Here is a 22,879-nt window from a genome sequence, read left to right on the forward strand (position 1 = left end):
CCACACCTCCAATTGCCCCTCCGTCCCCTTCGCCCGCCGCTGAGTCCATGCTCAACTCGAATAGCAACACGGTTTGCGAATTGTCGCAGCGGTTCTACTTTGAGGCTGCCCATACATTGAATCGTGGCATAGAGACCGAAAGTAGCCGCCGCATCCATGGGCACACCTATGAAGCGGAGGTAACCGTCGCAGGCCAACCAGATGCCGCCTCCGGCATGCTAATTGACCTAGGCTACCTACGAAGCGAGATTGCACGTGTTCGCGAGATGCTCGATCACCGGCTACTTGACGAGGTGCAGGATCTGGGGCCGGCCACAATCGAAAACCTGTGTGCGTTTATCCGTAAGCAACTCGAAGATTCAGTACCTAGTCTTTGCGCCGTGATGGTCGAGCGTCGCCTCAGTGGTGACCGTTGTGTGTTGCGTTGGACGACGTGAATTCTCGCGAAATCTGGCTCTTGTTGATCACGCAATCTACGATGCGTGTCGTACCACTACCTTCAACTTGAAGCAACGCTGCATCGGGCTTCAAAGCAGCCTTGATACAAAAGAAGGCCTGATGGGTAGCAACGCCTGAAACAAACACCACCCAGTCAGCGTTACGAGTTCCATTTTTCAGGCGCGTGCTACATACCTCATCGGAATTTATCTCTATTTTGGCCAATGGGAGAGCCTCTTGGAGTATTAAGGCTGCACGCCGAATCGCTTGGGTGTCCAAACTGTAAATAAATATACGGACCCTAACATCTGCTCTGGCTTTTTCTGCTTCAGCCACTTCATCGTCGAGTCGTTTGGGGAGTTCAAGACCAAACTCCTGCGCAAGCAGTTTTAGCAGGCAGCGCTCTGCCAGAGACAGTCTCTCCCAGCATTGGGTCGCTGCCTGAACTACCATAGTCGTCCATCGCAGGCGCGCCTCTTCGTCACGACAAGGATGCATAACCAACAAATCTGTCACATCCAATGCCCATGCGGCTTCACGTGGGGACAGCGGACTGGGTAAGACAGTAGCAAGCCTTTCAATAAGTACTGTGTATTCAGCCGACGTCAATCCGGCAATCAGGCTATGTCGAAGCGCTAACCTGATCATCTCTCGCTCACTATCTCCAAGGCGGTCTCGCACGTCCAGTGCTTCAATGAACCCGAGATATAGTTGACTAAGTACGCTCGAGGGTGGAGTTTTGACGATGAGCCAGTCAAACCAAATAGGAAATAGGGATTCGAACAAGGGCAGCGAGTCGAGAGCAGAGTCCTCTACGCTTGACAACAATGACTGGATGAAACTGGGCTTGGCCAACAGCGCACTAGCCTCAGGCGACTGGACCAGTTCCCGCCAATAGATTATGACGTCGTCAACGGCCATCGGTGTATGCGCAGATTGCAACTGTTCTTGAAGCGATTCACACACTTCTTCAGCGGCCAACTTCTCTACATCGGAGAGCAATCGAGGTCGAGCAATGCGGACCTTGGCGGCAGTTTCGGGGGCACTCAAGGACAGCCGATCGAGTATTTCACGAGCGTGCCCAGGATCACCAACTTCTTTGGCACAACGCAATTGAGCTTGAAGCACTTCGACCGAATCGGTCAGTGGCAGAAGCAAAGCAAGAGCCTGTTCATAGCGCTCCAACTCCATTTCATGGAGTGCCTGCTCAATTCCGGACTTGGTCTGCAGCGTTAGCACCATAGCCATGATGGCGTCAGAAGCGGGCCCAAAAGCACTTGGTCCAAGGTCATTTAGCAGGGTCACGCAGAGTTCTGCGGAAGGCTGCTCCAAAGACAACTCATGAAGCAAAAAGCCCTTAAGGGCCGCTGGACGACGGCTACGCCCGCGGCTTTTGAGCAGAGGAGCGACCATAGTCCGAACCCGCTCTGCGAAAGCTTTCACCAACTGAGTGGCAGCGCCTTGCGCTTCGACTTGGGCTAAGAACGTCTCGTAGAGCGCGTCCCAGATGTCACCATATGTCTCCGGCGGCAAGCGAACCTTGAGAAGATCATCCCATTGGGGGTGATTCAGGATTTGGTCCCATCGGGCAAAGGCTGAACGTAAACGTATTTCCAGGAAGGTCCGGTTTTCAGCGCTAAGACCATGCTGGTCTCGTAACGCCGCCATCGCTGCCATCGCTGCATTTTCATTGCGAACCACTAAGGCGCGGTCAAACAACGCTCGTAACTGGTGAAATGTGTGCAGTTCCTGTCTGGGCCTGGGCGGGCGTTGATCCAGGAGTTGCCAGTAGCGCTGCCAACTTTTTACTATGCGCGGCTCAAACTTAGTCGTGATCGCAAAAAAATAAACTGCGTTCAGGCCGCCCTGCGCCAATACACCTTTCGCGCTCGCTTGTGCGATAGAGAGCGCTGCCCCATCACTCTCAAAGTGACCAAAACTCGGCCCAATGAAAGCTCGCATCTCATCATGCAACTCACGCGAACTTAGTTCATCGTGCGAACAGGCCAACCAACAAGTTCGCTCACCAGCAAGATCAGAAAATGGCAAGAGCAAAGGTCGATCCTTGAAGCCTTTCGCATAACGAGCGATAGCCGGAACCAATGCCTCAGGTACCGCCTGACCATTGGGCGTTTTAGCCGTGGCTAGAGGACTCACATAAATGTTAGGACCTGAAAAAAACTGACTGATTAATACCTGAGAGTCTACCACTGCGGAATTTACCATTTGGCTAGAGGCTAATGCCATGGTTCGCAAACTCCAAGCGGATGCTAGATACCGTCTGCGGATTGAAATCAACAACAAGTGACTCAGCGTTCAGGCTGATACCGCGCTCAGTGAGGTTCATCGACCCGCCAATCCAGACTCGATCGGTGAGTAATCCCTTCGTGTGAAAATCAGGAATTTCGGACCATTGCAACGAATCTTGCAGACCGACATCTTTCAGCGCCGCGCACAAGCGCTTACAGAAAGGTTTATTATGAGGTTCGGGGCGTACCCGAATATCTAATTTTGTATTGTTAGATGCGATAGCCACCAATACCTCAATCAAGCGAATCCCTCGACGACTCCACTCCGGATTTAGCCCATCAAAACTGCCCATTGAATTGTCGAAAATAACAATATTACTAACCCATGGAGCGGCTAAGCAGAGTGTCCTGCTGGGAAGCAGGATCTCCTCGGCCAAAGCCATGGCTATAACGTCACGAGCGGCTTGAGGGGAAGTCGTGGCCGACTTGAAGATGTGGCGTATATTTGTCATAGGGCGTCCGGTATCGAAAACGTCAACTCGATGTGATCACCGAGGCGTTTGACCTCACAGAGTTGGGCGAATACGTTAAGATAATCAAATTGAATTGGCTCTGTCGCCAAGGCTGCGATCACTTCGGGCAGCAGCGTTGCGGTATCAGCGGCCGGAACTGACACAACCGCACGCGAAGTTGCGCATAAGCATTTTCGCAACTGCTCCTGCCAATGCAGAACTGTCGGATCGATCGGTTGAGAGCGAGGTGTCAACCACTGCTCCACCAGAAATCGCTCGGTATCTATAGCGAACGGCGAAAAGCGATTGGACCATGGCATGGCAACAGCGCGTAGCGCATGCCCTTGAGGCCACAATATCCCCATTAGCACCCCGAAGCGCCATGCCATGCGGTTGCCGAATGGAAGCACTTGCCCCGCGCTTGCAAATGCCCGATCGAGATAATCATCCGCACTGAACAATGCACAGAGGACCCTAACGTCAATCTCGACACCATGTAAAGCTTCCAACGCATCCCAGCGCTCGTGGATCAGAGCCAGCAGAGAATCTAACCCGTCTGGAGTATTCGGCCGCAACAATCGCATGCTCAGAGCCACGCTGTAACCGTGGAATATCGATTGCCCCTGAGTTACTAGCCTGAACCGCAGGGCGGCCAAATGTTTGGAAGCATCTGCAGAACTCATGGCTTGTCGTACTTGCGTTGCCGCCTCAGTAATAGTGGAGTCCGGCTTTGATCCACCAAGCCATTGGACTACCTGACGCAACTGAGTGTTTGTCAACTCAAAATCACGCGGGCTTAAGGCCGCCTCGATATGCCGGTAAAGGCTATCGGGCCGAGCCGCTAACAACTCCGCGACACTCTCAATCAGACCATTGCCACCGGGATTGACTTCGGAGATCCAGATCTCGAACCCAGACTGGGAGTCACCGTCATCACCACGCACCTCGATGTCCACAATCAAGCCGTCGGGATCAATCTGAGGGCAGGCTTGCTGTATTGCCTCCAGGCAGGCGGCACCGAGCGTCGCGCGGATCGACAGGGCAAGCCAGTCGTTCCACTCCTCATCAATGGGTTCGACTAGCACACGAGATGCATAACGCACAGCTTTACGCACTGCTTCTGTCTTCAGAGCTTCATCCAGCTTTTGACGAAGCTTGTCCGCCCCCTCCTCACTACTTTCGATATTCGGAACCTGGAAAACCGCCTGCAAGACGTTAAGTAACGTGTCCATCCTGGCGCCGTGAGCAACATAATCCAACGCGTCACACAGCGAGACTTCCTCTACCATTGCTACTTGAAGGGCAGCAATTTGGAAAATCTGTGAGATCCATCCGCGCAGGAATGGATTCGGTACTGCAATACAGAGTTCGGGATTCTGGCGCGCCTCCCAGTTGTAGCGAGCTGCCCGAGCTGCCCGCAAACGTCGCGGATCCCCCCAATCGATGGCGCCGCTGAGATCATGCGGTAAATCCAACTCCAGCACCAACGCATCGACATCAATTTCGAAGCCCACACCGCAGGGATGACCTGAATGCATGAACTGCCAGTCGACCGTAACGCGCTCGCTCTGACTTCCAGATCGCAGTCGCAACTCTGCTCGCGAACTTACGGCATAGCGTCGCACAAAAGCATTGGATTGTTCCGCGTGGGTGTGAACAACCACTCTCTTTATCAACTGGCTGATGCCAATGTGCGACGGACTGGTCAGAGGCACGCCCTTATAGGGTGCCTGAAGGAAGGATTTCCATTGCAGTTGAGCATTAGATGTGTCACTTAGCTCGGGTACTCCATCGCCCCGCTGAGCTATTGGGGACAGACGGGCTGCCGCTGGACGAAACGCTTTGAAAGTCACTCGAGCCGAGTCATCTTGGACAACAAAATTTCTTTGGGGCTCAAGGTCGTACCATGTGGATAACTCCACATCCTCAGACACTTCGGTGCTACCACAAGCGAAGAATCGAGCCAGCGCTGGCCCATCAACACCCAACCAAAGAGCATCATCGTAACGACGCGAGACCCTACCGGGTGCAAATTCAGCTAAACCCTGTTGCACCGGCAAATACTGCTCTTCAACTCTACCATTGCGCGCAGCCCATTCGATTCGCATTTCCGGCAGACTTAGATCGGAAAAGAGGCTGGCCGGAATGAAGTCCGGTAGTGGATGGCCAGCTTGGTAGTCTTTCCCTTGCTCGCCATTTGCACGCCAGTTCGATGCCAGACGACGAACAATTGTAGGAATTGCGCCAAGCATTAGCGGACGTGGATGGCTCCACATAAGCAAGTTCATATCGTCGGTCGTCAACGCCAATCGGTCAGCTAGGCTGCGAACAAGACGTCCGACTTTCGCTGGACTCTCCTGAAGATCACCCATCAGTTTGACAACACGTTGGTGTTTCAGCCGCTTGGCCAACCAATTGGAGCCTGCAAACTTAACAGTTGAGTCTCCATCCGGCGCGAACTTGTAAGCTTGATGCTGGAGTGCTTTCCACCCCTGTGCAGATAGCGGGACTGTCACACCTTCCGCTAGGCGCTTTACTGAAACGAACACATTCGGGTGCCACCCGCGCGGTGTGCACTCAATATTTGGTTTAGCCAAGTCGCGCCAAACCGACAGAGATGGTTGGTCACGGCAGGTCAAGTCCCCTAACTCGTCGAGCAACGCGTAGACCGCTTGCATTCGTTGGACGTAGCGATTGGCCAACGGTAGTTGGCGGGCTGGAAGATCGGGATCGAATAGCTGATCGTAGGCTTGATAGGCCAACCGATCACGACCGTAATCCGTGAGCACAATCACAGTCCATGGTCGCATGTGACGCGTTCGCCCCGCTCGTCCCTTGCGCTGTAAGAACGATGCGATGTCTCTCGGCGCCTTGTGTTGAACTACAACGCCTACTGCCGGGTCATCGAAGCCTACTTCTAGAGCAGACGTAGCAACTACAACTTCTGTATGAGTACAAACGCCACTATCCAATGCCGTCGTTCGCCCGATTCCGAGTCGACGGGTGAGATCGTGGCCAATGGATTGTGGAACACTCCAATCTTGCCCAGCATAGTAGCGCGGAGTACCCAAGATGGGGTTAGATCCTCTACGCAGCAGTGCCAACCCGCCATCAGGGTGCTTGATCAAGTTTGGGTTACCACTGGGATGATATCGTCCCTCAGCATCGAGCACGTCCTTGAAGAGCCGATTTGTTGCGTCCAACTGATCAGTGAAAGCGAATGCCCGCCAACCAAAAAAGGGCATTGTTTTTCTATCAAAAGTCCCAGGCGGATCTAGTAAACGAGCACTCAACATCAGAGTCTGGATAGTGGTGGACAGCAGGGCGGTTTGCGAAACCGGATCACCGCGCAGCGCGAGCATGTACTCGCCCCCTTCCTCCTCAATCTCGTCCTCTAGCGGTCTGATTTCCTCAACAACCGTTGGACTCAGTCCTGTTAGGTGTGAGAAAAAGGTTTGGCCCTCCGCGATGGTAGCTGACAATCCCACAAAACTAGAACGTCGACCACTGGCGGCCCACCAACGACGTAACAAGTAGGCCACCTGCGCCCCATAGCTACCCGCATACAAGTGAACTTCATCCAGCAAGATGAGGTCAGGGGCTCGTTCTGCCTTAGGCCCCACGCCAAAGACATGGCGCAAGTCGCTGCTAGGTAAATGCCGGTTCAGCATTTCCACGGTTGTGAAAAGAATATCCGGTGGATCAGATTGTATCGTGTCGCGGGTGAATGCCAGAGTATGTCCATCTACGACTGCGCTGCACTGCAGGCAGACGATGCGCTCCAGCCCCTTGTCCGAATCAATTTGACGCAGCACCATTTCCCCGTGCTGACTGTCGTTCGGACAATTGAAGAACGGGACGCGTTTGCCCTGGGAGTGCTTGAGCCATTTGGCCTTGGCGACCTTCGTGGGTGTATCCCCAAAAAGAACACCTACACGCAGAGGTCGCCCTCCCCGTCGCCCGATCCAACTATCGAACTTGCGACACTGGTCGTAGACTTCGGCGAGTTGGTCCTTTAACAACTCATTACGAGGATAAAGGGCTAACACCCTCACCCCACCGACAGTCATCTGCGGAACTCGTTGGGATGCCAGCCATGACAACGCCGGCAGATAGAATGCCAGAGTCTTGCCGCTACCAGTTCCAGCGGATACCAACGTACCCTGACAGCCCCCCTCCTCCAAGCCAGTCAAAATACGTTCAACTGATTTCACCTGGAATTGCGAGAGACCGCCCCCCTGATCCATCTGGTCTAGCCAGGTCTTAAGGGCCTCCAGCAATAGCGGCGATTTCACCAAGTCATTCAACCTGGCATAAGCGCTGGCGCCATCCACGTTTCTAAGGGGATAACGGCGGGGGCGTCTAAGGAAGCGATAGTCAGCTACCAGCGTGGCGGCCTCGGCCCACTTGTCCGTACCATGCTTGGGAAATAGTTGACGAAGTTGGGCGATCAACCGCACCCCTTCGGCCATCCGCGTACGCCAGCGCACCTCCTGATCAGCCGCAAAAGGCACTTGAAACAACATCTTGCGCTCAATCAACAGGTCTCGCAAATCCTTGGTGGTATGAATGCGGCAATTCGGGTCACTCTTGGCAGGAATTGCCTTCGGCGCGTTGAGCGCCCGTTGAAGCGCCTCCGTTACTTCATCGCGGCTTAGGGCATTGTCAATCAACCCCCAGATCAGACAGCGCGCTTCTTGCGCCTCAAGTTCATCGAGCGCGAGTTCAGCCAATAGCAAATCTGGAGTTAGCGCCATGACACATTGACCTTCGACTTCACTACGAATCGGTTGGGGTCATCATTTTCCCGGAGCCACTCCATCACCTCAGGAGTAATCATATCCAATGAAGCCCCTCCACCCTCTACGGCCTTGAGAAATAACCGAATGGCCTCTGGTGCTGTACCTTTGAGTTGCTCTCGTAGGCCCTGCAGCATGCTCATTACGCTGATCAACTCGGCCGGAGTCGATGCACTGCCTGGCAAGTCAGCGCGAACAATCGCTGAGTACTTGGCGTGATGCTGCCTGTAAGTTTCCAGGAGGCTCTCATTGGCAGGTGTTTTGAGCATCCGCCCGTCTAAGACTGAAGGCGTTTCGACGTACCCCAGACTCTCACTAAATTGGCGCCATTGGTCGCGGGCAGCGCTGCGGGCTTCCTCATTGGCCGATGAGGCCGCTGTCATCAATCGGATCCACAGGTTATCCGTGGCCAAATCCTGCACATTGCCACCTGCAAGGAGTAGCTTTTGCGCTTGCTGCGCCAAACCTTTCACGTTGCAATCAGCTTGGGCGATATCTTCGCGCACGAGTATGCAAGGATCGACAATGCGGACCTTTTCCAGCAGCCCTTGCCTAGTGTCCGCGTGCCGCCCCCACTCGCGCAAGCGCTGCTGGAGCGCTGAAATCTCCTGGCGGGTCTGGTTGGCGACTTTGACGCTCTGCAGCCCTACACGCAGTTGGCCGCAGGCTTGAATTAGAGTCGACATCAACTCTCCCACTCTAGGCGTTTAATCAGTTCATGACGTTGGGCGAGCGCATGTTCAGACTCAACCGAACGAGTTTGGCCTTGAATCGTTCTATTAAGGCTACTGAAGAAGCGGTTCAATTCCGACACATCGCACGCCAATTGGCTTAGACGAGGCAGGGGCACGGCACACAGTGCCGCTAGACGTAGAGGTGCCGCTTCTTCGGCCGACGGTATGCTCATCTTATGTATCCGCTGGATAACCGATTCGATTCCGTCCAGTGACAGTCGACCAATGATGCCGTGAACTTCAGACTCTTTGATGCCAGATGGCCATACCGCGAGATCCAAGGCCTCTTGCACCAACTGGCGCATCTCGTCGCGCCAGGCTATCCGCGCGTGGTCAGCCTCAAAAGCAGCGCTTGTCAAAGGCAAAAGCGACTGCATCGTGCTCTGTAGAGTACTCACCAGCGCAGGCAGGCCAGCTGTAGAAACACGCTCAAGCACATCGGACGCGTCTTCGCTCAGACGATCGCGCCCCTTCAACCCTAGGACCCACCGCTGTGGCAGTTCAGCCCTCCAGGCCTGCCGCAGGCGGTTGCTATCAATCGCCATAACTGTGCCACCTCGATCGCCTTGGAAGCATCCGATTAGTTGCTTTAACCGATCCTGCAACTCGGATCGTGCGGCAGTCGCCTTACTTCGGACTTCCAAACATTTGGTCACCGATGAGTCTACTCGCGAGTCTCGGTAAGCCGACTCATCCGGGCTGGCAGCGAATAACTCTTTGAAATTCGGACCATCTGGTTGGCCGCGCGAACTCAATCCGAGAAGGAGGCTTTGCGTGTGCAGGGCGCGCGCTAGTATGCCTGTGTCGCACTCTGCTTCCGTGCTGAGTACGCGCAACACTTGGCTTTCCAGTTGCTCCAATAGGGCGTTAGCTGCCGCATAATCTGCTTCTGCGCCCTCGTAACACCAAGATTTTGCGTTCTTTTCCCAGCGAGCCAACGCCTTGAGTCCTACCTGGACACTAGGCGGGATCGCTTGATCCTGGCCGACAACCTGAATGATTAAGCCATTGTTGGGATTGCCTACCGTAGTAGTGGGTGGCAACCAAAACCAACTTGCCTCGATTTTCTGGCCTTTAAGGCAGAAATTACCGAGATCCAAGCGCATGTCCAGCGCAGAGGCAATCAGATTGCGCGTTTCTCTCGCATATGTATTCGGCAATCGATTGTTAGGTGTCCATGCTTCAAGCGCATCCCCGTACGCTGAGATGTCAGGAACAGGCAGAGTCGATTCAATTTTGAGAGTCGTTAGCGAGGAGGCAACGGGGGTAGCAGATTGCTGAGTCGCCAAAGTTAAGTTATTTGGCGTGGTCGACACCGTTGGCTGTCGCTCGGCAGCGCCGGCATTGCCAAACGGCCAGGGCAATGAAAATGTCTCGAAGACAACCTTAGAGATAGGCGCACGTGCTGTCAAACTGGTAGGTCTGCCCCCCCAATACTGCAATGCTACTTCAAGCCTTTGAGACTCAACTTGTGAGTATCCCTTGCGCTGCAACTCGGTACGCACTTCAGCAACCAGCCTCGGAGACTTGAATCCGGACGGCGGGAATTGCCCTTCCAGGAAGGAGAGCCGTTCAGCGAGGGTCTTACGCAGAACCTCATTAATGAAAGCTCTTGGGTTATAGCTCCAAACTCCACCCAGTTTCATTGCAACCTCAGCAAGGCCGCGAATAGCGTTCACGTTGAACGGAAACAGCGAGTAGCCCCTGCCGCTACGGCCGAACGCATCCAGCCGCTCCGCAGCATCAGTATCCAGCGGTTCATCGAACGTAGGCACCCATGCATATAGATCATTACCAGCTAGTGAAGCTTTAGTGAACTCCCGTTTAAGGTATCCAATACCCCAGCGCGCGGCATTGAGGTAGCGCCCAGTTAACTCCACAAGTTTGCCGACAATCAGCTCTTCGGATAACCCCTCACTAGGGACTACCCACTGCTCCTTAGCGCGAGTCAAGACGGTTTGCCGACCAGCCAGAAAGCCATCAGTCACGGCAACGGCAGTGCGTATCGGCGCACGGACCCGACGTCCGTGTTCATCGCTCTCGGCAATCATGATATCTAGCAACGGTTGCTGAATTCCCGACAAGGCAGCTAAGTCCTCAATCAGAAGTACGAGCTCCTTTCCATCCGTGAGAAGTTGTCTGCGAATGTCATCAACCACGTCCTGGATGGACTTTTGTTGCAAAGCCTCAGTGACCCGGAAAACGGTGCGCAAAGCATTATCCAGCACTTCCTGCAAGATTTCCGCGGCAGTGCTTCGATATCGGCCGTTGGCATTGCCTAGGAACGCTAGCGCCGACTGCACTCGATGTGGCAGGTCTTGCCCTACTGCATCTTCTGGCGGCTCCAGATCCACATCGCGAAACTGTCGATCTACTGGGTTCGAAGTACCTCCAAAGCTTGCGCCGACAATACGAAGGAGCACCTTGCTCAGCCAGACGTCACGCGCCTCCGGCGACAGTATTAGACTGCGAGCGTGCTCAGCTACCGCAACAAGAGGTTTGAGATCACCGTTTTCCGATGGTGAGTTCTGAACCAGTTCAACGGTACGCTCACGATATTCCTTCAGCCCCTCGCCCATGGCTGCTGCCAGAAGTTCCGACGCAGTGGACGGTGTCAACGCCTCGGAAGCACGCTGTAGTTCACGCTTTAAAGCTTCGTACTGTTCGCTGGCGAGAGGCTCGAGGATTAACTCGACAACGCGGCGCAGGCTTGCGGTTTTGGGAATCGAAACGACCACTAATTCTTTGCGACGGGGATGTCGCTCCAACTGAGCGCGCAACCAGCGCACCATGTGGGATTTACCAACACCGGAGGCGCCCGTAATGGCTACAACGACAGCGCTACCATCCGTAACGGGGCGCATCAGTTCATCCAGCAGGGCGATCTCATCGGCCGATACCTCAAGCCCACTCTGAGCCGACCGTCGCAACAATGCAGTTGGCTCATGGACGGCTAAGAGCAGGGCCTCATCGACGGTTTCAGCCTCCGTGCGTAGGCACTCGGTGGCATGGTCAGGTATCGGCCAATATTGTTGCAGCATACTCATGCCTCACCTCCTTGCGCCGGCCGCGTGATCCACTGGAAGGTCAGATCACTGCGTGCCCCGGTAGCGCCGGTGAGCGTGATGGAACTGCCGAGATCGGCCTTTTGCTGAGGAAGTAATTCTCCACTATTCCAAAGGTTTAGCAGCGCCCGAGACAACGCAGTGGATATCTGCCCAGGCTGGCGCAATGGCAAAGCACTAGGGTCAACATACTCTAGGACCTCTCGCTGCCAGCGACCTCCATCCAGAACCGGCAAGACTGCACTTAGGCGGTCTACGAACCTTTCCGCGGGCATGCCTGAACCAGGTATCAGAACCTCATTCAAGGCGTCACGTACTGCCACGGTAGGGTCAATAGCAGAAAATGGATGGCGGCTAAACCCAAGAAACGGCGCCCAGAATTGAAGGCCTGACCTTCGTCCAGAGTTGCGCATCAACAGCCGATCTGGATCCAGAATCTGCTGTGACTCCTGCATTTCAAACTGGTCGAAGGATGCACGATAGATATCCTGTGCAAGCATCCATGCCAGCGACCGCGTTAAATCCGCAGCCCGAGCACCTTGGCTAGCCCAAATATCCGGGTTGTTCTCCTCCGCCAAAGCTTGGCGGCAAGCTATCCGCCGCGTGAATGGTAAGACGTCCAGCGTGGAGAGATCCCGAGTGGGCAGGCGATCTCTGACGAAAACAAGCCCCTCCTCCCGAACAAATAACCCAAGCTCCACCCAGCGGTTCAAGGTGTTACGAGCCTGTTTCCCTTCGTCTTCAACGAGCGCACTTGGAGCTACAGCTTCTAGCAACTCGGTTTCGGGAATCGGTTTGGCTGCACGCAACACTGTCGCATGCAGCGCGACGAGGATGTTGGGCAATCCGTCATTGGTAATGTTCAATAGGCTCATACAGTCAACTTCCTCAAGACCATGTCCTCATCTGCATGGGCAATTATGGAAACCCAAGATCGCTCTGGCCGGTTCGGGTCCGGCAACTGGCTGTCGATAAAGACGACAGTCATCGCACTAGGAGAGGTACGCAATGCTGTAGCAGCATGGGTCGTGATCTTTGACTCAGTCCACAGAATGAATCGGACTTCGTCAGTAGCCCCATGCAAGGCGATGGAATCGAGGGGGGCGAAGCGATCGACAAAGGTGTCACTGCGCATCATTGCCATTTGCTCAATCAGCCTTTCGACCAGGACGTTGCAGATCGACTGTGGCACTAGCAAGGAGTGGGGGCGTACTTTTTGCAGCATCAACGCAAAGCACGAGTGGCTATCAGCGCAATTACGTATCAAATCGTGAATCGCAACGAACACCAAGTTAGGCTGGTCCTGCGGGAAGCTTAGGAGCGTCGGCCATTGCTCGATGCGGCGTGAAAAATGAGCGATTCTCGCTACGAACGGACGCAATTGACGCAAGGGCATGCGATTATCAGCCCAGTGCTGATTACAGCCTCCACAATATGCTGTCACCGCCCCCCATTGGTTGGGTAGTGCCAAACCATAGAGTTGGACTAGTGCCTGCGATATCTCGACTTGAGAGGTGGCGGTCCGCGCCATCAGATCAAATGCCTTATCCGTAGCCCGAAGTAGCCCGTCTCGGGCTGCATTCATTTGCCCTTCAAAGACTGCACGATCACGGTGATTAGGATGGCGGATTCGCAAGGCCGCATAGGCTACTTGGGAATCGCTGTACTCCGTATCCTCACTAGAGCTGCCGCTACTGGGTGGCAAAGAGCTCAACGCGGTGATTTCGATGAGACCAGCAGTGGCCATTAGGTTGAGCGTTCGGAGATTCCATATACGGTTGGTCCTCCCCTTTACGCTTAATTTGGCCCTCAGCCGATTGAGATCAACCCAAATCTCACCGTCTCGCGTAACCGGGCGACCCGGATCGTCGAGCAAAGACTCCCATCGGTCATAGCCCAACTCATTGCCAATCAGCGTCGGACCAGACATCTCCTTGGCCTGTTCAAAATCCTGCTCGGTGTAAAGCAACAGACTTGCAGAGGCTTTCCCGTCTCGTCCGCTTCGCCCAACTTCCTGATAAAAACGATCGAGCGACTCAGGCAGCGTGGCGTGAATTACCGTCCGTACGTCGTTCTTATCCACACCAAGGCCAAATGCTGAAGTCGCTACCATGCCATCGAGCATGTTGGCGTCCCAGGCCGAGATCAGGCGTTGACGCTGGTGCGGGGGCGTGTCTCCGGTGAAGGCAGCTATACGACCAAGTCCATTCTCAATCAATAAACGAATCCATTCCTCAGCTTCATCAGGCCTAGTCACATAAAGGATAAAGGGCCGTGGCGACTTTATCACCGCTTCCAGAACGCGACTCACCTGTTCCGCTGGAGAAACCATCGCCTTCATCGCGTAGCGCGGTTCGGGCCGCAGGTATATACCAGAAACCACGCAATGACCGTTAGTCCCAGCAAATAGGGCTTGCAAGCTCGTGACGGTATGCGGAGTAAGGGTGGCTGAGGCTAGTGCGATACGTATGGCCTGCGGCGATTCAGGATTGCGCGCATGACGAAGGCTGCCTATGAAGGCAGGCAGCAGTTGGAAGGCCGGACGAAATCCGCTACCCCAAGTTACCACCAGGTGCGCTTCATCGATCACAATGTGCGAGATACGACCTTCATATGCACAGTCGAGCAAGATGCTGCGCAGTGAACCGGTTGCGGCCTCTGGGGAGGTGAAAAGGACCCTCTGCTCGCCACTGCGCAGGGCGAGGAAGATGGAAGCCCTCTCTTCTACCGACAGGCCGCTGTGAAACGACAGGGGGCGTTCCGTCCATTGGGGATCGCGACCTTTAAGGAGTTCCGCCATTCGACGGCCTTGATCGATTGCCAACGCTACAGTGGGTACGATCACCAAGGTCAAAGTGCCTTGACTGCCTAACAGCGGGGGAATCTGTGCCAACAACGACTTGCCGCTACCAGTCGGCAAATTGGCGATTAGCGTCATATCTGCGGGTAGGTGCAGTTGCGCCCGAATTGCCTCACGTTGACCTGGACCGGTGTACGCTGTTTTACCCAACAGAGTCCGTAGCGGTGGATCCGCCGCTACCCAGGTGTGAAGGCGCGACTCGACACCATTGAACGCGTCGTCAAATATATCTTGCTGCTCACCCAGCCACTCTAATCGGGGGTAGGCCGGACGTACCTGAGCCGCCGCCCCAACAGTCGCCACTTCAAAGCCCTGCTCGCGCCAAACGTCACTGGCTGGCCAAGGTGGAGCAAGTGGAACCTGCAGCCAAGCCCGAGCGCCACCCTTGGCTTGAGCTAGCAGCCAATGTCGTAACAGCGCAATCAGATCAATAAAGGTCGCTGTTCCACGTTGATCCAACAATTCCCGCAGGCATTGCTGAACTCGGCCCAAAAGGCTGTCAGCGGCGGTCTCACCTTCTAGATAGACGTGACTGTTTGGCCAATGGGCCAGGGTTTCGCGCAGGTCGAACTCAGTGAACATAGTGAAGGTCATTCGTTAAAGGGCGAAATAGAAGACAAGAAGACTGCACCTACCACATCTAAGTCGAGACGGGGATTAGCTATAGCTGCCTCTAGCACCGCATACATTTCTTCAGCCTGGTGCAGTTCGTCTAGTTCTTGTTGTCGGGCTAGTCCTTGTAGGCGACTAGCCCTCGTTTCACCTTGAGCCCGGCGCAATCGACGCTCCTGAGCGCAGGTGTTTAACGCGCTCTGTATATGTTCGATATATGCCGGTGCGCCCCGCACTGCGGTTGTGGCGATGTCATGCTGACTCTCACACAGTCTGCTCCAGTTGCGTAACCAGGTAGACTTGACCCCCTCAGGTAAACTGCGCCAGCGGTGAGAGTTCAGATTGAAATCACATCGAGCCCCCTTCAACGCCGGAGAATACGCGCTAGCCAAGAACTCGCTGGGCTCAGATTCAATCGTTCCATTGCCGTGCACCCAAACTCGCATGACTAGAGGAGGCAGCAAGGTGCCGGCCTTGCGAGCCAGTGCATGATGTTTCAGAGGCAATGTTTTCTCGTTCGCCAGGTTAATTGTCGGACGTACCATAAAGTCAAATCGAAAGTATAAGTCAGCCCCACTGGGATCGCTGGCTTCGTACTGCCGATTAGTCCGCCAAACCGCAAATGCACGACCGCGATCGTCAGTTTTGCAAAACTGCTCGAGCGAGGCCACAAGAGGATCCCCGATGCGAAGTAGGCGTAGTCCTTGCGCCAGCCCTCGACGACTTGTGACGGTGTTTCGCTTGAACGCATAGAGGTGGCTCAGCGGAAAACGAGCGCTTCCACCGATGGCACTCTGGTCGACTGTCGCCAAAAAATGCTTGAGGAAACCCGCCATAGGTAACAGCGTTGCTCTCCCGCCATCACGATACGAATAACCAATTCGAAACGGAATATCCGTAGTTTGGCCGCCTAAATCTCTCTCGCTACGCAAGCCAAATTGCAATGAATCTACCGCTAGCGCGTTGAAAGCGGAACTCCATTCAGCCCAATCGCTATCTACATCCTCCAGCGCCTCCATTCCGGGAATTTCCCGGTTAGCCAGAGCATCCAGGCTATCTTGGTGATTCAACTGCCGCACTTCACGCTGAACCCAACCGTCTGATCCGCCAAGTTGCTCCGAGTGAACTTGGAGGGCTGCAGTGCCCTGCTCGGACCACTCACATGCCAAAGACTCAGAGGTCGACTCGATTAGGTACTGTAGGCTTGCCACCGATTGACGGAAGACCCCCCAACCACTATCAAGGACTTGAACCCAAGCAGCTTCGTCAGAGTTCGCCTCATCAAGCAAGATATAGGATACGATAGGGTCGCCGGTTCCATAGCGATCTAATCGCCCCAATCGTTGCTCAATGCGGTTCGGAGAAGAAGGCAGATCATAATGGACGGCCACCTTACGCCCGCCATGCAGATTAACACCCTCCTCAGCGCGGGCATCACATACCAGTACACGCACCTGGTTGGGCAAGTTAAGGAACTGCTCCCACTCAAGTGCAGTTTCCTCCCCGTCTTCGTCCACTTCGACTGGCACGTGACGGGCGACCCTGTCACCTATCTCACGAATCAAGGCATCTGCAACCCGATCGGCATCCTGTAGCCTATCGCAAAAAACGACGACCTGGACCGTCGGGTTCTCTAGGAGCATGCGGACCTGACTGCACAACGCAATTACCCGCGCAGGGTCGGAAATTAGGCGTTCAGCCGCATGATCAACACCTCTCGCCTGAGCGAGCAAGTCAGGCTCATCCAGTCCAGCAAGCGTCAAGGCCTGCAGTAGCGACTGTCCCGAATGGGGGTGAACGGCTGCTTGGAGCAGCGACTGGTAGACTTGGGGAAATGATCCGTAGGCCGCCAATGCCAAACGCAAGGCTTCCAAACGATCGCGCCACGTCGCAGTAGCTTCACCACTAAAGGCAACTGGCTGCATCCCAGATCGCCGAGGCGTGGCCCATGGTACCGCTGTACGACGGTTGCGCAGAAGCCTGCGGTGCAACCGGTAGCTTTCTACCAAGTGGGTCTTGAGATCCTCCAAAGCAGCTAAGAACTGAGCATTTTCCTCATCAGGAAAAGTATCCAATACCCTTTGCAGGGTACTGACCTTCTCCACTAGCAGAGGATCGTCAGGATAACTCTCTAGCAATCGCTCTAGGTCGGGGCCAAGACCCCAGACGTTTTCAGGCAATAGTGTCGAAACCACTTCCGCAATGACTTGGCGGGATGCAATGCGCTGCTTGAAACCGTCAAGGTCATCAAGCGGAAACACTACCGGGTCCAGTAGGTGTAGAACTCGAAGGAACTCCTCCGCGTTGCGCAAGACCGGGGTCGCCGACAATAGCAACAGCCGCGGTAAGGAAAGTGAGTGGGATCGCAGTAACTCATACAATTCGCGCTGTTCAGCGGTAGACTGCTTGGACAGGTGGTGAGCCTCATCAACCACCAACATGCCGGCGCTAGAAATCACCCTAGACAATCTCTTCAAGTCGTCATGCGCAATGACATGCAACATGTCATCCAACTCAGCCCCCAGACCGAACCGGACTGTCAACTCACGACGCCACTGGTACACCAAGGCGGGGGGAACAATTAGCACCGCCCTTGCAGCAGGATCGTCAATAAAGTACTGCCGCACGATGATCGCCGCCTCGATCGTTTTACCCAGCCCCACCTCATCTGCCAACAGATACCTTTGGACAGGGTCAGAGAGAACGCGGCGCACGACATCAAATTGGTAATCTACGAGGTCGATCGAAGAACAGAGAGCAGCAGAAACACCTGCAACTGCGTGATGCTGACTCGCCACAGCACGGACAAAATCTGCCCTAGCATCAGCTAGGAAGGGCGTCTCAGTAGCCTCAACAGCTAATAAAGGCAGCGGATCAATTAGCCGCCGATTCCATCGGACCTGCAACTGGTCGGCTGTAACATTCTCCGTTTCCCCATTGGGAAACTGCACAAAGATGATCGCGCCATCATCCTCGAGTACACGACCGATCTGCCAATGTAGCTCTGCGGTCCGACGATAGACTCGAGTTTGCGCTGGCAGTCTCGCCTGGACGATTTGAGAAAAAGGCACTTCGATCGGGTCAGGCAGTAGGGCCCCCGGTGCATCAAAGTACTGGACTGTCGCAGTACTTTGAGATATTCCAAGGAGCTTTCCAATGCCCCATCTCAAATACTGAGGACTAGTAATCTTGACAAAGATGTCTAGCTTAACTGAGGTTCCTCGGCTACCCATCACAGAGACCTCAACAGAGGGTATGCCTTGTTGCCACCGCTAGTGAGTACACTCACCCCCCAAATAATGCAATCGTCTCTCGCGGTCATACGCGCTTGGTAAGCAGTTTGGGTTAGGCTCATCTTTGCATCCTTGCATCCCAGGGCCAAATGGGCCCATGCAGTTTTCGAGGTCGATCTTACCCTATAAAAGATGCCAAAAGGCCACCCTAGTGAGCGGAAATCGGTGGAAGCGGTCTGTTTAGCCTTTGAATTGGCGCGGTGTTGCCACTACTCCTTGTGGCTCTCCGGTCAGGGCAACCCAATTGCGCTGTGCAGCTGGCCAACCCACGAAGGCACACTGCGACCACCGCTGATTCGGATAGCGCGCGTCGATCAGCGCCACCTAAGCGCTCCTTCGCCACTACCTGCTTAATCTCGGCCGGGGAACATCCACGGCATTTGTGCCCGTACCGGCTTATTCAAAATCGGAACAATCCATGTGAATCGTGGGGTGGTAGGTTGTTAAACGAATAGCTCAGCACAGGTCATCTAGTTTGTACTGGTGCTTGTAGGCGTCCGGGGAAAACAACGGGAGGCAAGCTACTCGACACGCACCTCCCTCCTACGCCGTCAACCCAACACCTGCGGTCTTCCAAATGGTATTCCAGGGACATTTCAATATAGAAAATAAGCTTTAAAATCAATCAAGTAAGAAAACAATTCAGCTCACCCCGGCCCACCAAAGCCTAAAAAAGACGCCCAATGGGTAATGCCAGTCAGTTAAGCCAATTGGGGTCGCTCCGCGACCCTTCGCGGGTAAACCCGCTCCCACAGAAATAATAGTTCCCTGCGCGACAGCGCAGCCCCAAAGGGCTAGGTGATCTCCTAAAGCGACCGCCAGCGCTTGCGCGCATGGACATAAGCCGCCAGGTCACTGTAGCCAAGCTGTGCAGCGATCTGCGCTCGGCTATCCCCCTGCATCTCCAGATACTGCTCCAGCTCCGCACGCACCCGGTCGAGCAGCACACGAAAACTGGTCCCCTCATCCTCCAGGCGCCGACGCAATGTACGTGCACTCTGGTGAAGGTCCTGCGCCTGAGCCTCCAGGGTAAGCGATCGGCCCGTGATCAGGCCCTGGCGAATGCCCTGAGCTACCCGGGCCGACCAGCCACTAAGCTGGGACTGCTGCGCCAGCCGGCGCTCCAGCTCCTGGCTCACCACATCCATCATCCCGGCATGCTGGGTCAGCAATGGCATGTCCAGCTGGGTACGATTGAAGTACAAGCGGTTGTACCCGCAGTCGAACTGGATATCTTCACCAAACCACTCGCGGTACTCCGGGTAGTACGCTGGCCGACGGTGAGCGAAGCACGCCCGCTGCGGCACGACCGCCGCGCCCATCCCCACGCCCATCACGCTGAGGGACATCACACTGTAGTGCTCGACCATATAACGCACCAGGCTGGCTGGCGCATCGATACGCAACTCCACCCCGAGGCAATCACCCTCTTCGACCAACGCCAGGGTATCCATGTCCGATGCCAGTCGTGCATAGCGCGCCCAGAAGCGTATGGCCTCGGCCAGCGTGGCGCTGTACAGGCAGCCCTGGGCCAGCACATGCCAGTCCTGGCGGCTGAAGTGCGAGAACAGGTGCAAGCCGATGGCCGGATCATGGCTGGCCGCCTTGGCCCAAAGCTGCTCCAGCGCAAGCATGCTGTAGTTGCTGCGCGCCTTCAGCGAATGGGTCTGAAGGTAGCGCTCCAGCACCCGGCCGAGCGGGCCGCGGTGGAATCGCTCGGGCGATGGGTTGGCCGGTTCTCGGGTGATTCTGTCCGTTTCGCGCATATCGTCTGACGGCTTCGTGAATTCTTATGGGTGGGCACCGCCTTGATCGGCACCCACCGGAGAATGCCATGAGCACAACAATAACAAACAGCCCGATACCGATTATTCTCGCCATCCTGATCGGCTTCATCCTCCTCGAAATCACCTGCGCCTGCTTCCTTCAGCCTCGCGGCAAACGCCGGGACGCGATCATCGAGATTGTCGGCAGCGCCCTGCTGATGATGGTCACCCTGCCGTTGGTCACGTTCCTCAGCAACAGCCTGCTGGAACACTTCGCGCCGCAACTGAAGGGCAGCCTCGCCGGCCTGCACTGGGTGCTTGGGCTCGTCCTGTTCCTGGTGCTGGACGACATGACCCAGTACTGGTGGCATCGCCTCAGCCACAAGGTGCCCCTGCTCTACTCGCTGCACCGTGCACATCACTCGGCGCCCTACATGAGCATCCGCATCGTCTATCGCAACAACAGCTTCTATTACCTGCTGATGCCCGGCCTGTGGTTCAGCGGGGCCCTGATCTACCTGGGGTTGGCGCCTGTGTACTTCGGCTACCTGATCGTCAAGATGCTGGTCATCTTCGGCGCCCACAGCAGCGTGCCCTGGGATGACCAGCTTTACCGCATACGCGCACTGCGGCCCGTGATGTGGCTGCTGGAACGGACCATTTCCACCCCCGCGACCCACTCGGCGCATCACGGCCTGAGCGCCGATGACGGGGTGACGCATTACAAGGGCAACTTCGGCAACCTGCTGTTCTTCTGGGACGTGCTGTTCGGCACGGCAAAGATCACCCGCCGCCGCCCACAGCATTACGGTATCGAAGGCATGCGCCCGGTCAGCTGGCAGGAGGAGCTGTTCTGGCCGCTGATGCGCGGCAAGTCGACCAGCATGTCGACTGAATCGGACCAGGAGCTGGCCAAATGAGCCTGAATATCGTACTCGTGGCCGGCTCCAGCCAGCCGGACAGCCAGTCGGCGAAGGTGGCCGGCTTTCTCGCGCAACGCCTGCAGGCATTGCAACTGAGCAAGCTGCCGAGGGTGATCGATCTGGGGCGTACGCCACTGCCGTTGTGGCCAGCCAAGGATGAACACGGACTCTGGGCCGAGTATGCAGCCCTGCTGCGTGAAGCCGATGCCCTGGTGGTGCTGACCCCGGAATGGCACGGCATGGCCTGCCCGGCGTTGAAGAACCTGTTCGTCTACGCCGGCTACCGCGAGCTGGGGCACAAGCCGGCGCTGCTGGTCGGGGTGTCCTCTGGGCAGGGCGGGAGTTACCCGCTGTCTGAATTGCGTGCATCCAGCTACAAGAACTGCCGCATCTGCTACCTGCCCGAGCAGTTGATCGTGCGCCAGGTGGAGGACGTGATGAATGGGCCGGAAAGTGCCAGTTCGCAAGACCTGCGCATTCGTCGCCGGGCCGACTGGGCGCTTCAGGTACTGGGCGAATATGCCAGGGCGCTCAGGGGGATGAATGAGCGCGTCGACATGCAGGAGCCAGAATTCGCCAACGGGATGTGAGGGTTGATGGCCGCTATCAATCGATAGCGGCTGCCTCGGCCTGCGCCCGCTTAACGCCTCGCTTCAATGAGATGACGGGTCGAATGCGCGACAAAAGGCTCGCTCTGGCGCATCCGGCTATCCAGGGTCAGCAGTTCAGCGCGGTACTTATCCACAGAGAAGTCCGGCACCCACCATACGCATTTGCGAAGAATCCACACGACTGCGCCGACGTCATGGAACAGCATGCGGCAACGGGCTGTGCGCAGGTCAGTCACCGTCAGCCCGGCTGCCTGCGCGGCTGCCACTTCGTCCTGTGGATCGCGCATTTGCCGCTCGCGTGGCAATGGACCCAGGAAATGCTCGATCAGCTCGAAAGCCGAGGCCGGGCCCACGTGCTGGGCGAAGTAATGTCCGCCAGGCCGGAGGACCCGATGAATCTCGGGCCAGTCCGGTTGTACAGGGTGGCGTGAGGTGACCAGCTCGAATGAGGCGTCGGCAAATGGGAGCGCGGCACCGGGTGCGACCTGCACGACTTCAACGCCGCGCGGTTTCAGGCGCTCGTGCGCCTTGCTGGCGTTGGGGAGACAGGCTTCAGTTGCGCACATGAGGGGTGGAAAGTGCGGTGCCTCATCCAGTACCTCTCCGCCGCCGGTGTCGAGGTCCAGCGCTGCGCTGACGGCACCCAGGCGCTGCGCAAGTAGCTGGGCGTAGGCCCAAGGTGGGCGCTGCTCGGAGGCGCGTCCTGCCAGCCAGGCGAAGCCCCAGCCGGTCACATCGGCTGCGTTGGCTTCGGCTATCAGGTCGTCGAAGGGTTTCATTCGGTGGTCCAGGTTAATGCTTGTGGTCGGGCCAGTATAAGTCGGGTAGGAGCGGCCTTGTGCCGCGAAAGGGGCGCGTAGCGGCCCCGGGGTTTCAGTGTTGGTGCGCGGTCTCTGTAGAGGACCACCGTGGGAGCGGGCTTGCCCCGCGATTTGGCCGAATCAGACCGTGATGTTGCCTGGGCTGGCCTAATCGCGGGGCAAGCCCGCTCCCACGCCAGATTTCTTTGCCAGGACA

At 55.9% G+C, this 22,879-nt stretch carries 13 protein-coding genes; 3 read left to right on the plus strand and 10 right to left on the minus strand.

Annotation, left to right across the window (positions count from 1 at the left end):
• Positions 1-47: 47 nt before the first annotated feature.
• Positions 48-437: a 6-pyruvoyl trahydropterin synthase family protein gene (locus POF53_RS22010; protein ID WP_498969422.1), complete on the plus strand. Its 390-nt coding sequence runs from the start codon at positions 48-50 to the stop codon at positions 435-437.
• On the opposite strand, the gene dpdD is transcribed toward POF53_RS22010, so the two are convergent.
• The 9 genes from dpdD to POF53_RS22055 form a co-directional block, all read right to left on the minus strand.
• Entirely contained in the window at positions 400-2,685 is a 2,286-nt protein-coding gene (dpdD, locus tag POF53_RS22015; RefSeq protein ID WP_498969424.1) for a protein DpdD, read from the minus strand. The genes POF53_RS22010 and dpdD overlap by 38 nt on opposite strands.
• Entirely contained in the window at positions 2,669-3,199 is a 531-nt protein-coding gene (dpdK, locus tag POF53_RS22020) for a phospholipase D-like domain-containing protein DpdK (protein WP_498969426.1), read from the minus strand. The genes dpdD and dpdK overlap by 17 nt, the downstream gene beginning before the upstream one ends.
• Positions 3,196-7,956 (minus strand): protein DpdJ, encoded by a 4,761-nt coding sequence (dpdJ, locus tag POF53_RS22025; protein WP_498969428.1) that lies wholly within the window; start codon positions 7,954-7,956, stop codon positions 3,196-3,198. Before dpdJ ends, dpdK begins: the two co-directional genes overlap by 4 nt.
• The gene (locus POF53_RS22030) at positions 7,947-8,684 is read right to left on the minus strand and encodes a hypothetical protein (protein ID WP_498969430.1); all 738 of its coding nucleotides are present in this window, start codon (positions 8,682-8,684) and stop codon (positions 7,947-7,949) included. The genes dpdJ and POF53_RS22030 overlap by 10 nt, the downstream gene beginning before the upstream one ends.
• Entirely contained in the window at positions 8,684-11,779 is a 3,096-nt protein-coding gene (dpdH, locus tag POF53_RS22035; protein ID WP_498969432.1) for a protein DpdH, read from the minus strand. The genes POF53_RS22030 and dpdH overlap by 1 nt, the downstream gene beginning before the upstream one ends.
• Positions 11,776-12,672, minus strand: a complete 897-nt coding sequence (gene dpdG, locus POF53_RS22040) for a protein DpdG (RefSeq protein ID WP_498969434.1) — start codon at positions 12,670-12,672, stop codon at positions 11,776-11,778. Before dpdG ends, dpdH begins: the two co-directional genes overlap by 4 nt.
• A complete protein-coding gene (dpdF, locus tag POF53_RS22045; protein ID WP_498969436.1) occupies positions 12,669-15,239 on the minus strand; it encodes a protein DpdF in 2,571 nt (856 codons plus the stop codon). The genes dpdG and dpdF overlap by 4 nt, the downstream gene beginning before the upstream one ends.
• A gap of 8 nt (positions 15,240-15,247) precedes the next feature.
• Complete coding sequence (gene dpdE / locus POF53_RS22050; protein WP_498969438.1) at positions 15,248-18,502, minus strand: protein DpdE; 3,255 nt, start codon at positions 18,500-18,502, stop codon at positions 15,248-15,250.
• An 866-nt stretch (positions 18,503-19,368) separates the two neighbouring features.
• Positions 19,369-20,328: an AraC family transcriptional regulator ligand-binding domain-containing protein gene (locus tag POF53_RS22055; protein WP_498969440.1), complete on the minus strand. Its 960-nt coding sequence runs from the start codon at positions 20,326-20,328 to the stop codon at positions 19,369-19,371.
• A gap of 68 nt (positions 20,329-20,396) precedes the next feature.
• On the opposite strand from POF53_RS22055, the gene POF53_RS22060 reads away from it, so the two are divergent.
• A complete protein-coding gene (locus POF53_RS22060) occupies positions 20,397-21,248 on the plus strand; it encodes a sterol desaturase family protein (protein ID WP_498969442.1) in 852 nt (283 codons plus the stop codon).
• Complete coding sequence (locus POF53_RS22065; protein ID WP_498969444.1) at positions 21,245-21,841, plus strand: NADPH-dependent FMN reductase; 597 nt, start codon at positions 21,245-21,247, stop codon at positions 21,839-21,841. The genes POF53_RS22060 and POF53_RS22065 overlap by 4 nt, the downstream gene beginning before the upstream one ends.
• Positions 21,842-21,891: 50 nt before the next feature.
• On the opposite strand, the gene POF53_RS22070 is transcribed toward POF53_RS22065, so the two are convergent.
• Complete coding sequence (locus tag POF53_RS22070) at positions 21,892-22,641, minus strand: class I SAM-dependent methyltransferase (RefSeq protein ID WP_498969446.1); 750 nt, start codon at positions 22,639-22,641, stop codon at positions 21,892-21,894.
• Between the last annotated feature and the right edge of the window lie 238 nt (positions 22,642-22,879).

It is taken from the genome of Mitsuaria sp. RG, assembly GCF_028369275.1.
Classification (GTDB): domain Bacteria; phylum Pseudomonadota; class Gammaproteobacteria; order Pseudomonadales; family Pseudomonadaceae; genus Aquipseudomonas; species Aquipseudomonas peradeniyensis.